Raw genomic sequence first — 15742 nt, forward strand, 5'->3', positions numbered from 1 at the left:
GCGGCCGGGCTCATCATCCGGGGAAGGACGATGGTGCCCTCCGGGCGGGACCGCTCGGCTTCTGAGCCGAGGGCCCCTCCCGGGGGCTGCTCTCGGGTGACCGGGGTGATCCGGTCACCGGGGGAATGTCTGAAGGAAAACGTTCAGACATACTCGTGAAGGAAGGAGAGGAACCCACCATGGCCATCGTCAGCCCCTGCATCTACGACGCCCAGGGACAGCTCGTCCATCCCGGCCGCTCCGACATCCGCAGCGCCAAGTTCAGCGGCGATTTCGACACCGGTGAGTCCCTCACCCTGGATCGAGGTCATGTTCACGTCCACACCCTGACGACCAGCGGTCTCACGGCCGACCACGCGCGCCAGCGTATGAACGCACTGCTCGCGCGGTTCTTCGCCCGGGTTGAGGACGTCAGCGGTTACCGCAAGATCGCGATGAAGAAGACCGAGGGAATCATCTACTGCAACAACAACATCTCGATCACCTACGAGATCCTCTACGCCGTCGAGACGCCGGCGCGGGCTCGTAGCCGCAGACCCGAATCCCCCTATGCGGGATACCGGCGAGACCCGAGCGCAGTCGCCTTCCGCTGACCCGCTCCGTACCGTGACCGTCTCGCATTCATCACAAGATGCAGAGAGGCCGGAGAGATCCCTTCCCACGGGGATGCTCTCCGGCCTCTCTGTTTTCACGTTCCTGTGCAACAGCTTCTGGTGATGACAGCGCCTACCACCGATATTCACGATAGCAGTCGTGAGTCATCATGTGCAATACGACTCGAATGCCTGATAAGTCGGATTGCGTATCGCACAAAGAGGTCTTTTTCGGCCCTGTCTGAACCATCACCTACCTGTCCGGCAGACACGTCCTTGCGCCGCAGTATGGCCACCTGATTCGACCCCTATGCTTGGGGCCTTTCCCAGCTCTGAGAGGCGAGGCCCTCATGAAGTTCGTACATCACATCGTGGCGACGACCGCTGTCTTATGGATGGCCGCAGGTGCCGTTCCCGTCGCCGCCCCGACGCCGACAGAGACCGGACGCGATGCGGCGGAGGCCGCAGCGGCCGGCTGGCCGCTGGCATATGAGACGGATCCCGCGACAGGACGCTCCACGCCTCTGGGATTCGTGAGCCCGGACGGCCGGGTCGTACCGCTCTCCCCAGGGCAGCAAGGCTATGTCGCCGATCCGCACACCGGTGAGACCACGGCCGTGAAGAAGACACAGGTCTTCTCGTCGCCCGCGGAGTACGTCCGGCAGCCGAAGTGACGAAAGCGGCAGTGCCCCGTCCCGCCGATGGTGAGAGCGCTGCCGCTTTCTCCTTTCATCGCAGCAACGCCGGTTTCTGACACCGTGTCTGATCCGCCCTGAGGCCCTGACAGGGCCTCAGGGCGCCGGAAAACCCCGCGGGTGACATCCAGGGCCCTGGAGACGATTCGGACGCGTCCAGAGGCCGCCCAGGGCTTCTGAGTGGAAGTCGGCGCGACACGCGACGCCCTTGGTCGTCCGGGGGAGGCGCAGGACTGATGACCACCAGGGTGTACCACGAGGTGTACCACGAGACGTGGTACACCTCGGATCTTGCCTCTGACCTGGGGAAATGATGGCCCCGGACGTCGATGGCGAGAGGGGGTGTACCACGTAGCGACACGGACGTGGTACAGGGTTTTGCCTGGTAAACGAGCATTTTTCGGCTATGTACCACGTGTACCACGTTTTTCCGACCGTTTATATGCGCGTGAGAGAACCGGTACGGACCCCCCTCCGCCCCGCAGGTCACCAGTCTGCTCTTATATCCCCCCTGCGCGTGTATTAGGTCTTTTTTTGGTGGTACAAGTGGTGCAGGGGGTATATAAAGTCCGCCTGACCAGGGGAAACGTGTGTACCACGTAGAAAATCTACGTGGTACAAATCGCCGTCGGGCTCTGGGAATTCCTCCTCTGACCAGGGGAAAAGTGTGTACCACGTTTCGTGGTACACACCCCTGATACCCCCCGGGGATATCCCGGGATCCGGTGGAGCCGGATCCGGCTCTGCTGCTGCCGGGTGGCCGGTCAGAAGAACTCCCCGAACCCGACCAGAAGGCGGGGCCCGGCCAGAAGGCGTCGGTCGGCTTACGCCGCCCGCGGGTGCGTGGCCGAGTGCGAGAGACCAGTGACTCCGCGGGGCATCCGCCCCCGGAGTCACTGGTTCTCACCTCTGGCCGCACGCTCCCGATTGCGGCCGTGCGGAAATGGGCCGGTTGCGGATGCCGACGTCTGCCGCACACAGACGGACCCCTGCCCATGGCTCCTCGTGGTCTCTGTCGAGCGCTTTTCCGGGCTCCTGTCAGGCCACGAGTCAGTCATGAATAAGAAATCACTCGACTCGTTGCGAATAATCACTCGAATGCCCTAGGGTTGAGATCACGTTCCTATTCGATTACGAGACCAATCGGCTTCCCACTTATCGCTGGCAGGGGCTCGGACGCGATCGAGAAAGACAGCAGCAGCATGACTCCTGACACCCCCACGGCAGCATCCGCAACCGGCTCCGGCGCAGCGCGCACCAACGCTCTGGCCGACGCTCTCAACGGCGTCCTGGACCACTTTTCGCAGCACATGGGCATTGCGCCCATCAACGAGGTCATCACGTATTCCACCCGGGCGTATCTCGATGCCATCGACGTCGACGATCCGCCGACGGCTCGCGTCCTCGAGAAGGAACTCCTCGCGATCGTGAACGCGGTCTGCAAGTCGGAGAACGCCAAGACCAAGGTGGCCACGGAAAAGCTGCTCCTCGTGCGCACGCTGACCTACTGGCAGGTGGCGCAGATCCTGCTGCGTCTGCACCACGTCATCCGCATCTCGCCCAGCACCAAGGACACCGACCGTGAGTACGACCTGCTGGCGATGTACCAGGCCACAGGCCCCGCACGCGGCACGTACACGACCAGTGAGGACGACATCCGCACCACGGCGCGCATGTACAACACCCAGCTGACGCTCAAGGAGTTCGCCGAGGTGATGGCCGTCCTGCGTGAGGACAGCCCGCGCCGGCACCAGCTGGCACACCGCGACCTGATCGCCGTGAACAACGGTGTCTTCTACTACGGCCGCCACAGCATCGATATCACGATCGCCGGCACGGAGTTCCACTTCGAGGCCAAGAGCCTGCACCCCTTCCACCCCGACCTGGTCTTCCTGGCGAAGTGCTACGTCGACTACGTCGACGATCCCGGCAACCCGGTCATCGTTCATCCGGTCGACGGCACCACCTGGGACATCGTGTCCTGGGTCGACGACCTCTCCGACGACGAGGGAATCCCCCAGCTGCTCTGGGAGATCATCGGCGCGATCATCCGGCCGCACGTCTCCTGGGGCAAGACCGCCTGGTTCTACTCCGAGCAGGGCAACAACGGCAAGGGGACCTTGTGCTCGTTGATGCGCAACCTGTGCGGACCGCGCTCGCACACGTCGATCCCGCTGAGCGACTTCGGCAAGGACTTCGCCCTGGAGCCGCTCGTACGCGCCAGCGCGATCATCGTCGACGAGAACGACGTGGGCACCTTCATCGACAAGGCGGCCAACCTGAAGGCGATCGTCACCAATGACGTCATCCAGATCAACCGGAAGTACCGGATGCCGGTGGCTTACCAGTTCTGGGGCTTCATGGTCCAGTGCCTGAACGAGTTCCCCCGCGTCAAGGACAAGAGCGAGAGCTTCTACCGCAGGCAGCTGTTCGTGCCGTTCCACAAGAGCTTCACCGGCATGGAGCGCAAGTACATCAAGGACGACTACCTCCAGCGTCGCGAGGTCCTGGAGTACACCCTGTGGTACGTGCTCAACCAGGCGGGTGCCGCTGACCCGGGCTGCTACTACGAGCTCTCCGAGCCCGTGGCGACCAAGCAGGTGCTGGCCGAGTACAAGGAGGCCAACGACCCCGTCCGCGCCTTCTGGGAGGAGTTCCGCGAGCGGCTGGTATGGGACCTGGTGCCCTTCACCTTCGCCTACGACCTGTACAAGTCCTGGTTCGCCGACGTCTCGCCGTCCGGCAGCCCCGTCTCGAACAAGCAGTTCGTCACCGACCTGGTCGCCATCGTCCGCGACGACCCGTTGTGGCACTGCCCGGACAAGAACCGCAAGATCCGGCACGGCCACATGATGGACGACCCCGAGCCGCTCATCGCCGAGTACGACCTCAAGAAGTGGATGAACCCCCACTACAGCGGCTCGGACCCCCTGAAGAAGTCGCAGCCGGCTCTGCAGGCCAACTACCGCGGTTTGCTACGGCACGCAGCAATCCCCGGAGACGAGGAGCAGGACTGAGAGTCCCGGCACACCCCGTCACCCCGTACGACCGCCAGGAGGAACCGCGCGGATCCCCCCGACAACCCCCGCGCCGGCTGTGAAGGCCAGCACGACCGAAAGAGCTCCAACATGCCCCTCAGACCCGTCACCGCCGCCTCGGCATCGTTCACCTTCTACGACATCGAGTCGCTGGCGAACGTCTTCAGTCTCTGCGCCTACACGCCGCGTCCCGGCCGGGCCGTGGACGACCTGGAGATCTTCTTCCTGGCCGACGACCGGACCCTGGCCGACGCCGTCGACCCGCAGGCGCTCTACCGGACCGTGGTGGACTCCATCCCCGGCCTGGCCGCAGTGCGCGTCCAGCTCTGGAACCTGAACGGAGAGCGGGGCAGCCTCCGCCTCGCCGAGCTGATGGGTCTGTCCAACGTGGAGCAGGTCTGCGACCTGGCCGATACGGGGAACTACCCGGCGACCCTGCGTCCGGTGTGCGACACGGATCCCGGGTACGACCCGATGCTCCATCCGTTCCTGGCCGGCTACAACTCGATGAACTACGACACGACGATGCTCGCGCTCTACCTCAACGAGGTGTTCCCGAACCCCGCCTCGTCGAGGCTGTTCCAGCCGACGACGGCACGCACCCTTCGCGACCACAACGACAAGCTCTTCAGCGAGCAGCACATCGAGTACATGCCCGGCTACCTCGGCTGGGACGGCCCCGCCGCCAGGATCCGCCGCGCGATGCTGCAGTCCGGCCGTCACCTCGATGTCGCCCGGCTCAACGAGGCCCAGTTCAAGGTGGGGCTCAAGCGCCTGCTCGGCATGCTCGGCCGCCAGATCAAGGAGTCCGAGAAGCTCAGCCACGACACGGCCATCACCGCGGTCGAGGACCTCTACGAGCTGCTGGCCTACAACGTGGCTGACTGCGTGGGCCTGGCCCGGCTGTTCCAGCACCCGGCCTACGCGAACAACTTCGACCTGAAGGCCGGTCTGCTCACGCAGTACAGCGAGTGCGTCTACGCCAAGAACGGAACCGTGCGCCGGGACCGGCTCGCGATCGACTCGTCCTCGGCGAAGTTCGTGGGCCGGATCCTCGCGCCGTACACGGCTCTCAACGACATCGAGGCGGTGTCGTTCCTGTACCCCGATGCCGAAGTGGCGAAGGAGACCGGCGTCGCCCAAGTCAACGTGCTCGACCAGTGCGTGCGGTTCTTCGAAGAGAACGTCGCGCCCGATCCGCAGACGCACCCCGGAGCGACACTGGCTCAGCGCGAGGCACACCGGCAGTTCATGCAGGTGGTGGACTACTACCGGGCCATCGAGGGGCAGAACTTCAACGACTCCGCGGAGTACCGCGAGCTGTTCGGCCTCCCGGCGAGGTCGCTGCGCGAGATTCCGAAGACGCCGAACAACGTGCCGTACTTCAACGCGGACGGCTCGCCCTCGTCGTGCTTCGCGACGTTCTCGACCGGTGGCATCCACGGTGCGGAGGTCGACATGTCGGTCTTCGTGACCGAGCAGATCGAGTATGTCGAGCAGGACATGATGCTCACGCGCGCGAGGATTGCCTTCCCCGATGCGAAGGACTTCGTCGCCGAGGCGAAGCGTCAGCACAACCTGCTGACGCTGCCCGACGGCACGTCCGTCGACAAGCGCCTGGTGCTCATCGGCTCCGATCCGGAGAAGGTGAAGTACCGCAAGGCGAAGAAGGACGATCCGGTGCAGGCCGAGCAGCTCGCGCGCGCGCAGGAGCAGCTCCCGGACCCCGCTGATCTGCTGCGCACGCAGCGGCCCGAGGCCGAGGCCCTGCACGTGCGTCTGGCCGACGGCACTGTGCTGGAGGGCAGGGTCGTGCTCGCCAACACCACGGCGGCCAAGGCCGCGTACCGCGACGAGCCGGCGAAGAAGGCTCCGTCGTTGTTCACCGGGAAGGAGGATGGTTCGACCAAGCTGCACCCGAAGTACGCCCGCACCTCGGCGGGGCTGGTGATCCACGAGGACTTCACCAGCTACTACCCGAACCTGCTGCGCAACATGCGCGCGTTCTACAACCCGGAGCTGGGTGAGGACCGCTACACGAAGATCTTCTTCGACAAGGAGCGCTACGGCTTCGAGATGAAGCAGCCCGGCATCTCCGCGGAGGAGAAGACGCGGCTGAACACGCTGCGCAACGGCACGAAGCTGATCCTCAACTCGGCCTCGGGCGCGGGCGACGCGGCTCACCGCACGCCGATCCGGATGAACAACCGCATCATCTCGATGCGCGTCCTCGGCCAGCTCTTCAGCTGGCGGATCGGGCAGGCTCAGACGCTGGCCGGCGCGCGGATCATCAGCACCAACACCGATGGTCTGTACTCGGTCGTCGACGGCGGGAACGGTTTCGACGAGGCGGCCAACAACCGCGTGCTCGCCGAGCAGGCCGCGCTGATCGGGGTCGACATCGAGCCGGAGCTGATGTACCTCATCAGCAAGGACTCGAACAACCGGCTCGAACTGGCCGCCCCCGCACCTGAAGCGGGCCGGACCCTCGCCGACAGCGCGATCCTCAGTGCTTCCGGCGGGACGCTGGCCTGCCACACGGGCCCGAGTCCGACGAAGTCGCTGGCACACCCCGCGGTGATCGATTTCGCTCTGGCCCGCTACCTGCAGACGGTGGCGAGCAGGGGAGAAGCCGCTCTCGCCGAGCCCTTCGACCCGCAGCTGGGCCGGAAGGTGATCGAAGAGGCGGTCTTCCCCGCCGACCCGGTCAGGACGCTGCTGCTGTTCCAGAACGTCATTGCGGCGTCGCGGAGTTCGATCACCTATCCGTTCGCCGCCGAGCCGGTGGCGAACGGGACCGGTGACGACGACGAGGACACCGATGCGGTGCTGGTCGACCCGCGTGCACTGCAGATGGTCAACCGGGTCTTCGTCGTCCGGGACGGCACCTACGGTGCCGTGAGCCTGCACAACGCCGGTGCGTGGAAGGTGACGCCCGCCAGCCAGGCCAAGCGCCGCGAGAGCGGGGCGGCCGGTGTCCGGCGCGATCCTGTCGCCCTGGAGATCCTGCGTCACCACGGCTGGGCCAGGTCCCGCGCGGAGGCCAGTTCCTCCGACGGCCTCGCCCTGCTGCCCGACGACCAGGACGTCGTCATCCGGCGGATCAACGCTATCGACCCCTCATGGTCGATGGTCGTCGTCAACGACGACCTGCACGAGCTGCCCGAGAGGCGGATCCGGCAGCTCGTCGAGGCGCTCGACCTCGCCACCTACACCCAGATGCTCGGCGAGACGTTCACCAAGAACTGGCGCAACTCCGCTTGAAGCACACCTGTTGCCGGGCCGTGTCGTGGAGACACGGCCCGGCAACAGGCGCACGGCTTGGCACCGGCCAGCATTCGAGTCAACGACTCGAAAGGACCCTGGCAGATCAGTCGACTCATTACGGGTGGCTTCTAGCAGGCGTATCAATTCACGTCATAATTGAGTACAGAGATGAGTCTGACTCATTTCTGAAAAGAGATCGAGAGGTCACCATGTCCCCGTCCGCACTGCCCGTCCGCACCGACGACTCCGACACCTCCTACGCCACTACCGTGAAGGCCACCCTGGGTGCGTCCCGTGTCCGCCCCGTCGTCCTCGACCTCGTCCGGGAGAACGAGCCGCTCACCCACGACGAGCTCATCGCCGCGTACAACATGAAGGTCGTCATGGAGCCGGACACCCCACGCTCCTCGGAGTCCGGGATCCGCACCCGTCTCAAGGAGCTCGCGCACCAAGGTCTCGTCGCCCTTCATGACGAGAAGGGCGTCTCCCGTTTCGGCAACGCCGCCAAGAAGTGGGTCGCAGTCGATCCCGATGACCCGAGCTTCGCCGACGACCCCGACGCCGTCGCCCCCTACATCGAGGACGACACCTTCCTCCCCGGCTTCCTGGAAGCCGCCGAGGAGAGCTGACCGCGATGCCTGGGCACTCCCCCGAGCGCGAGAACCCGATCGAGCGCTACCTGCTGCTGCAGTGCCGCCGAAACGGCCTGCTCTGCATGAAGTTCACCTCGCCGGCGCGCGGGGGAGTGCCCGACCGCATCGTCGTCTCGTACTCCGGAACCGTCTTCGTCGAGGTCAAGCGCCCGGGCGGAGACCTCGAGCCCCGGCAGCGCGCGGTCCACGCCAAGCTGCGCCGGTTCGGGGCCAAGGTCTACGTCGTCGACGACAGGCCCAGCGTCGACGCATTGATCGACCTCCTGGCCCGCGGCCAAGGCCGCGGCCGGGAGCAGAGAGAAACAGCATGACCGTCACAGCCTTCGATACCACCCCGTACGAGAACACGACTCCGTACGAGACCAAGGACCCCGGCCGCCGCGACCAGTACGCCTCCGGCATGCTGAGCCAACCCGCCACAGGCAGGCCCCGGTTCGACCTGATCGTGCCTGAGAACGTGCCGTACGACGAGCAGTTGCTCACGTGCTGTGCCGCGCTTATGACCAGCGGAGCTGAGAAGTACACCAGGTACGGAGAGTGCACTTGCTCCGAAGGTGAGAAAGACGCTGGGCAGCACTTGCCTGGATGTCCCGCACTGACCATCTCGACCAGAGGTGAACGCAACTGGGAGAAGGCGGACTCGCAGGCAGAGCTGGACCGCATGAAGGCCAGCGCCTTCCGCCACTTCATGCAGTGGCTGACCGGTGAGACTGACGAGGACCACGCGGCCGCCGTCGTCTTCAACCTGCTTGCCGCCGAGAGCACCGCCTACGCCATCGGGCAAAGACGCACCGCCGTCGGCAACGACCGTGCACAGGATCCGGCGCGATGAGTAAGCGCGTGAGCAGGACCAACGCCACCCAGCCCGCGGATCTGCGGCGTCTGACCCGCAGTGACTTGGCGGCTTTCGACCAGGAGGCCCGGGACCTCATCCTCGAGTCGATGGCGATCGGGTATCTCGGCCGTGTCTCGTCCAAGGGGCACTGCATCCTGCGAAACAATACCGGGGGATCCGCGGCGGTACCGCGCAGCATGACCTCCTCCAACCGCTCTGCCCAGAACACCCGGGCAGACGTGCGCCGGCTGATGGCTGAGCACCGCCGTACCGGGCAGCCTGAAGCATCCAGCCGGGCACCGCGGGTACCGCACAGCCCGCGACGGATCACCGTGGCCCAGGCCTTCGTCGAGTACGGTGCGGCGTTCTCCCGGTGGTTCGACGAACTGGCGTCGGGGCTGTCCGCGGATCAGCTGCTCGATGCCGTCATCGGCCCGGACGACCAGCCGACGTTTGACATCGTCGAGACCGAGACCGAGACCGGGACCGGGACCGGGACCAAGTCCGAGTCCGAGGTTGAGGCTGAGACCAAGTCCGCGACTGCTGTCGCGGCCGTGACCGTATCGATCCCGGCGCAAGCGCCGGCGGGGGCGACTCCGGGTCCGGCTGAAGCTGTTCCGGATCCCGCGGAGCACGTCTGCCCGGTCTGCGGAAGAACCTGCCGCTCACCGGCTGCCCTCGGGTCGCACCTCCGGGTGCACCGGACCAACCGGCCGACCACGAGGCCCGGTCCCGGGCAGAAGGCAGAGCCCGACGTGCCCGCAGCCACCCAGCCCACCAAGACACCGGTCGTCGACAGCCCCGAAGAGGTCCTGCGCCGCATACGCGCCGCCCTCGGCGAGGACCCGCAGATCACCCTGCTCCAGGGCAGGGTCGCCGAGCTCGAAGCCCAGCTCGCGAAGGAGTCGAGGCGTGCTGACGAGGCACAGGCCCGTCTCGCGCTGGTCCAGGAGGCCATGAACGCCTGACCCGGCCCCGGACCAGGACCCGGGACCAGACCGCAGACGACCCACGAGAGGAGGCCGCGCACCATGACCACGATCCCCGCACCTCACCAGACAACGGCCCACCCCGGACCCGTCACGCTGCTGCCGCACCAGCAGCAGATCCACGACTTCCTGGTCGACCGGCCTTTCGCGGGCGCATGGGTCCCCGTGGGCGGCATGAAGACGCTCAGCACCCTCGCGGTGCTGCAGACGGTGCGCCCGATCGGGCACATCCTCGTCGTCGCCCCGGTCGCGATCGCGCGCTCGACGTGGCTCGACGAGATCGAGAAGTGGGGCTTCCCGATCCGCACGAAGTCGCTCATCGTCAACGAGAACGACAGGCAGCTCTCCAAGGAGAAGCGCCTGGCACGCTTCCGGGAAGTCTTCTCCGACCCGCCCACGATGTACTTCATCAACCAGGAGCTGCTCACCCAGCCGTCCAACCCGGAGAACGTCCTCGTCGCGACGATGACGCATGGGCCCGCGCCGTCCGAGGACGCCGTAGCGATCCTCGACCTGCTGCGCACCTCCGGCCCGCTCACCCAGGACGAGACCGTGTTCCATGCCCGGCTGATCCCGAGCCTCGCTCGGAAGAACAAGCCGGCATCGAAGAAGCGGATGCTCGACGGCATCCGCGCGCTGCTGGCGGCTGGACTCGTCGCACGGGAGACCCAAGACTGCCGCGTCTGCTCCGGCGAGGGCTGCGCGCGCTGCCAGGGTGGTCTCGTCGACCAGATGCCCGTCCAGGAGATCAACGGACAGCCCACCATCATCTGGCCGTTCCAGACGGTGATCATCGACGAGTCCCAGGGCTTCAAGTCGCACTCCTCCGAGCGCTTCAAAGCCCTCAAGACCGTGCGCCCGGCGATCACCAGGCTCATCGAACTGACCGGCACGCCCGCCCCCAATGGGTTGCACGACCTGTGGAGCCAGATCCACTTGCTCGACCAGGGCCAGGCGCTGGGCAAGGACATCACGGCGTTCCGCAACCGGTGGTTCATCCCGAAGATGGTGCCCGGCACCAACACACCGGCGAAGTGGATCCCCACGCCCAACGCCGAGGAAGAGATCCATCAGGCCATCGCGCACCTGGTGATGAGTGCGGAGAACACCACGCTGGTCCTGCCCCCGCTGACCATCCAGGACGTCAACGTCACGCTCCCGCCGGACCTGATGCAGTCCTACAAGGAGTTCAAGCGCGATCTCGTCCTCGACGTGGTGAAGACCTACCTCGACGAGGACGGCCGGCTCACGCAGAGCGTCGAGTCGATTGTCGCGGAGAACCAGGCAGTGTTGGTGTCGAAGCTCATGCAGTTCGCCTCGGGCACGCTCTACACGGCCGACCCCGACGACCCGAGCACGAAGGGCCAGTACGAGGTCATCCACGACAAGAAGCTCGAGATGGCCGAGTACCTGGTGCGCAACAACGGCGGCGCACCGGTGCTGCTCGCCTACCACTTCAAGTCGGACAAGGAGCAGCTGCTCGCGCGCTTCAAGAAGGCCGGCATCGACGCGCAGGCGTTCGACGGCTCGCGTGACATGGTCCGCCGGTGGAACGCCGGGCAGATCCCCGTGATGCTGCTGCATCCGGCCGCGGCCGGACACGGTCTGAATCTGCAGCACGGCGGCTCGACGATGATCTGGTACACGCTGCCGTTCTCGCTTGAGCACTACATGCAGACCAACGGCCGTCTCCACCGCCCCGGTCAGCAGCGGCCGGTGATCATCTACCGGCTCATCGCCAAGGGCACCCAGGACGAGCGCATCCCCGGTGTGCTCGCCGACAAACAGCGGGTCCAGGACACCCTCATCAACGCCGTTTCCGGTGAGGACATGCTGCTGGCCGCTCTGGAGGAGGAGATCCAGGACGACCTCAAGGGCCTCTGGGTCTCCGAGCGCATCTGAATCCCCTCTCCCCTTCCGGTCGACGACGGCCCGGCTGCATTCCGGCAGCCGGGCCGTCGCGGCTCCCCGTACTCGACATCACCGGATCACCCGGTCACCCGAGAAAAGCATGCGACATGACCCACTACCACCGGATCGTGAGCCTCCTCACCGCCAACACCGGTGCCCGGCGGATCGCTGACGTCTTCGAGGACTTCGTCGAGATGGCTGCCCTCGCGATCCGCAACGCCGTCGACCGCGCGGGCCGTGCCCGACGCGAGGAGCAGTATCTCCTCACGGCCGGGCGGTACACGCGTGAGCAGCTGGACCGCTTCGCCGAGGCGCTCGCCCTCGTCGTAGAGGCGATGGGGGGAGGATCCCGGCGACGTACTCGGCCGCCTCTACATGGAGCTGGAGCTGGGCAACAAGCATCTCGGCCAGTTCTACTCGCCCTATGACGTCAGCCGCCTGACTGCCGCCATGACGGCCGCGACGGTAGCCGACGAGAGCAAGGAGCGGGGTTTTACCCGGTTCTACGAACCGACCTGCGGCGCAGCTTCATACGTCATCGCCCTGACACAGGAACTCTGCCGGAACGGCTTCAACTACCAGACGCAGCTGCACGTGACGGCGGAGGACATAGCCCCGCAAGCCGTGCACATGGCCTACATCCACCTGGCACTCCTGCACGTGCCCGCGGCGGTCCACCGCCGGGACACACTTACGCGGGAGACCTTCGACACCTGGTACACGCCCGCGCACGTACTCGGCGGGTGGACGGCCAGGCTGCGGCACGCCGCAGCCCACAGAAAGAGATCCGAGTCATGCCGCTGAGACCGTTCCCACACCTGATGAAACCGAAGTCGATCCTCACCGACATGACCGTCGAGGACACGGCATCGACGCCGCTGTGGGAGATCCTCGTGCCGACGGTGTCGAACTCCGGTCGGCCGTTCACGGTCAGGCACCACCGGCAGTGGGACGCTCTTGTCACCCGGATTGCCGGCGGGCTCACGCTCGTCCAGCCGGTCCGTGGCACCTGGGAGAACCCCGCCACCGGCGAGACCTACACCGAGCGCAACATCCCCGTGCGGATCACGTGCACCCGAGAGCAGATCGTCGAGATCTGCAAGGAGACCGCGCGCTTCTACGACCAGATCGCCGTACTCGCTGTGTTCGTCGCCACGGTGCTGGTGACCAACCCCCACGCCAGTGCGCTCGACGACGCACCCGACCTCACCGAAGGAGCCTGACGATGAAGATACGGCCGGACGCCGCAGCTGCCATCTGGGAGGGCACCCTCCACGAAGGACCAGTCATGACGTTCCCCGTTCTGCCGCTCTCCGCTCTCTCCGAGGACGCGCAGCTGCTCTACTCGCGTCGCAGCCTCTCCGGCACCTTGACGCTCGACCGCGACTGGTTCGACCAGGCCGCACCCCGGATGTCCCAGTACGCCCTCCGGCCCGAGTACAGGCTCGACCCCGAGTTCACCCCGGACGAGCGTCTCGCCGATGCTGTCCGCGAACTCGTCGACGCCGGATACGCATGGCATTCGGGCGCGCAGACATACGGTCTGCAGCGCATCGACACCGAACTGTTCACCGTCGCCGACGGTGAGGGTCCCTGGGACGTCAGCGTCTACCAGGTGGACCGCCCCGGCAGTCGAAGCAGCGACGGTCGTCTCATCGCCGAGCTTCGGGGGGCGACGCTCAGCACGCACGACGAAACGTCGCAGCTGACGATCGACGTTCAGGTGCCGGACGCCCGGGACGAAGAGCATGATCCGGCATACGCCGCACTGATCGAGCTTCTCCTGCCGTCCTTCCCGAAGTTCTCCGGCCGGATGCTGTCCTTCTGGGGGATCGCCGGTAATACGCACCTGTATCCGTTCGGCACCACGCCGACGCTCCTCGACAGGATGTTCAAGCCGATCGAACGACCCGAGTGGTGCACGTACGAGCACTGCCAAGGCGGCAACGGACGCGAGCGGCACATGATCGCCCCGTACCAGCCCCCGACCGTCGACCTCAGTAGTGCGGTGCTCTACGTCGAAGCTCGAATCGGCGAGCCGCACCCGCCCACACCGTGAATGGAGAGCCTCATGTCCGACCCGACCGACTTCGAACGCGGCGTCCGAGCGGGCGCAGAGTCCATGCGCCTGTACTTCGTCGACGAGAACGAGCAGTCGATGTACCCCGAGCTGACCACCGAGGTCATCGGGCAGCATGAGAAGTCCGCCGTGGCTGATGCTCTCGCGGACGAGCGCTCTCGTATGGAGCGGGTGTTCGGCGACGCCGTCATTGTCCCCTCGGAGTACCGGATCCTGCCGAAGGGCTATGCCGACTCCGATGCTGACGGCAAAGAGCACTTCGTGCTCCGCATCACCTGGCGCGGCACAGATCCGGAGACCGGCGCTGACCGCTGGGCGGTGCTCGACCACTGCGGCGACTGCCTGTCCGCCGACGGCACCTGGGAGTGGGAGCCGCGGCCCTCGTCCCGCGACGACGACTGGCTCGCCCGGTTCCGGCACACCCGAGAAGACGCGCTGCGCCTCGCCGCGGCCGCCGTCAACACCCTGAAGCTCAATGGGCGGACGTTCGCGCAGTGGGAGGAGCACTTCGCATCTCTCGCCGGTGAGTGACTCGCCAGGTGCGCTCCTTTGCCCCACCCCTTGCCCCCCTTGCCCGCCGCACCGCGCCACGCGGGCACTGGTCTCGGAGCAGGGATCAGCAGGGTGCGGCAGGGGTCGGCGGGGCCGACCCGGGAGGGGTGACAGAACCGGGACTGCCCGCCGGTCTGCCTCGTCCCTCCCGGGTTGGGGCCTCGGCGATAACACGTGCTCCGGCATGAGTCCGGCGGGCAGGCCCGGTTCCCCGTATGCACCGGAGATCCCCAGGAGGAACCGAATCCGTGAGCACCACCCCCCGTACCGGTACCGACCCTCTGGTCGAACTCGTCGCCCACGTCACCGGAGAGCACTACGAGGAGATCGTCGACAAGGCTGACTCCATCGGCGGATCCACCGCGGCCGTCGTCGAGCAACTGCTGCACCTGGCACCGGCCGCACCCGCCACCGCCGAGAACATCCCGTTGAGCCGGGTCTGGCAACGCCACGGCCAGGTGCATCACGTCGAGTATCACGGCAGCGGCTACTGGCTGCAGTTCGACCATCTCCAGCGCTTCTACACGCTCTACCGCCAGGCCGCCGAGGACCCAGAGCACCGGGCGGACGATTCCCATCCGACAGACATGACCGAAGGGTAGGACCCGGCATGACGACCGTGACAACCACCCGGCCCGTGAACGGCGACAGCGAGTTCAACCTCCTCATGCGCAGCTCTCTGAAGAGCCAGGATGTCTGGGAGGAGCTGGTCTCCACGCCCCACGGCATCAACCAGGCCAGCCACTGGCTCAAGACCACGGTGCACAGCATCGACCGGCAACTCGCCTACTGGCAGGACCAGGCCGAGATCCACCGACTGAACGAATACCAGGCCGACGCCCGCACCAGGCTTGTCGAGCTCCACGAGTGGCGCACGCGTGCCCGGTACCTCAAGGCGCTCTGCGAGAAGCGCCTGATCGACCTTGAGGAGCTCCGTCTCGCCGACGAGAACCGGGCTGCCCTGGTCGAGAGCCTGCTCGTCCGGCTCGCCACCGCCGTGGTCGACCACGAAAGCGCGCGGATCGACGACGAGGGGCTCCACAGCGTCCTCGACAGCATCCAGCTCCCGGGTGAAGACGCGCCTTCGCTGCGCGAGTACCTCGGACGCGAAACCGCCGCCGAGTAGACA

General features: G+C 66.1%; 16 protein-coding genes. All 16 read left to right on the forward strand.

What is annotated here, in order from left to right; all coding sequences use genetic code 11:
• Positions 1-179: 179 nt before the first annotated feature.
• The 16 genes from ACIHCL_RS27260 to ACIHCL_RS27335 all read left to right on the forward strand — a co-directional run bounded on the left by ACIHCL_RS27260 (position 180) and on the right by ACIHCL_RS27335 (position 15739).
• On the forward strand, positions 180-593 hold the full coding sequence (locus ACIHCL_RS27260) for a hypothetical protein (RefSeq protein WP_399865789.1): 414 nt from the start codon (positions 180-182) through the stop codon (positions 591-593).
• 350 nt (positions 594-943) lie between these two features.
• A complete protein-coding gene (locus ACIHCL_RS27265; protein WP_399865790.1) occupies positions 944-1267 on the forward strand; it encodes a hypothetical protein in 324 nt (107 codons plus the stop codon).
• Positions 1268-2490: 1223 nt separating this feature from the next.
• Positions 2491-4305 carry a phage/plasmid primase, P4 family gene (locus ACIHCL_RS27270; RefSeq protein WP_399865792.1) on the forward strand — a complete coding sequence of 605 codons (1815 nt, stop codon included), beginning with the start codon at positions 2491-2493 and terminating at the stop codon, positions 4303-4305.
• Between the two features lie 111 nt (positions 4306-4416).
• Positions 4417-7590: a hypothetical protein gene (locus ACIHCL_RS27275; RefSeq protein ID WP_399865793.1), complete on the forward strand. Its 3174-nt coding sequence runs from the start codon at positions 4417-4419 to the stop codon at positions 7588-7590.
• 212 nt (positions 7591-7802) lie between these two features.
• Positions 7803-8222, forward strand: a complete 420-nt coding sequence (locus tag ACIHCL_RS27280) for a hypothetical protein (RefSeq protein WP_399865796.1) — start codon at positions 7803-7805, stop codon at positions 8220-8222.
• 5 nt (positions 8223-8227) lie between these two features.
• A complete protein-coding gene (locus ACIHCL_RS27285) occupies positions 8228-8557 on the forward strand; it encodes a VRR-NUC domain-containing protein (protein ID WP_399865798.1) in 330 nt (109 codons plus the stop codon).
• Positions 8554-9078, forward strand: a complete 525-nt coding sequence (locus tag ACIHCL_RS27290) for a dATP/dGTP diphosphohydrolase domain-containing protein (protein ID WP_399865799.1) — start codon at positions 8554-8556, stop codon at positions 9076-9078. The genes ACIHCL_RS27285 and ACIHCL_RS27290 overlap by 4 nt, the downstream gene beginning before the upstream one ends.
• Positions 9075-10049 carry a C2H2-type zinc finger protein gene (locus tag ACIHCL_RS27295; protein ID WP_399865800.1) on the forward strand — a complete coding sequence of 325 codons (975 nt, stop codon included), beginning with the start codon at positions 9075-9077 and terminating at the stop codon, positions 10047-10049. Before ACIHCL_RS27290 ends, ACIHCL_RS27295 begins: the two co-directional genes overlap by 4 nt.
• Before the next feature lie 63 nt (positions 10050-10112).
• Complete coding sequence (locus ACIHCL_RS27300; RefSeq protein ID WP_399865803.1) at positions 10113-11972, forward strand: SNF2-related protein; 1860 nt, start codon at positions 10113-10115, stop codon at positions 11970-11972.
• A gap of 116 nt (positions 11973-12088) precedes the next feature.
• Positions 12089-12409, forward strand: coding sequence for a hypothetical protein (locus tag ACIHCL_RS27305; protein WP_399865804.1), 321 nt, complete (start codon positions 12089-12091; stop codon positions 12407-12409).
• A complete protein-coding gene (locus ACIHCL_RS27310) occupies positions 12357-12785 on the forward strand; it encodes an N-6 DNA methylase (RefSeq protein WP_399865806.1) in 429 nt (142 codons plus the stop codon). The genes ACIHCL_RS27305 and ACIHCL_RS27310 overlap by 53 nt, the downstream gene beginning before the upstream one ends.
• A complete protein-coding gene (locus ACIHCL_RS27315) occupies positions 12776-13204 on the forward strand; it encodes a hypothetical protein (protein ID WP_399865808.1) in 429 nt (142 codons plus the stop codon). Before ACIHCL_RS27310 ends, ACIHCL_RS27315 begins: the two co-directional genes overlap by 10 nt.
• Positions 13205-13269: 65 nt before the next feature.
• Positions 13270-14040, forward strand: a complete 771-nt coding sequence (locus ACIHCL_RS27320; RefSeq protein WP_399865809.1) for a hypothetical protein — start codon at positions 13270-13272, stop codon at positions 14038-14040.
• A 12-nt stretch (positions 14041-14052) separates the two neighbouring features.
• Complete coding sequence (locus ACIHCL_RS27325; RefSeq protein ID WP_399865811.1) at positions 14053-14592, forward strand: hypothetical protein; 540 nt, start codon at positions 14053-14055, stop codon at positions 14590-14592.
• 269 nt (positions 14593-14861) lie between these two features.
• Positions 14862-15215, forward strand: coding sequence for a hypothetical protein (locus ACIHCL_RS27330; protein ID WP_399865812.1), 354 nt, complete (start codon positions 14862-14864; stop codon positions 15213-15215).
• 8 nt (positions 15216-15223) lie between these two features.
• The gene (locus ACIHCL_RS27335; RefSeq protein ID WP_399865814.1) at positions 15224-15739 is read left to right on the forward strand and encodes a hypothetical protein; all 516 of its coding nucleotides are present in this window, start codon (positions 15224-15226) and stop codon (positions 15737-15739) included.
• Positions 15740-15742 lie beyond the last annotated feature (3 nt).

This window comes from Streptomyces sp. NPDC052042 (genome assembly GCF_044548345.1).
Classification (GTDB): domain Bacteria; phylum Actinomycetota; class Actinomycetes; order Streptomycetales; family Streptomycetaceae; genus Streptomyces.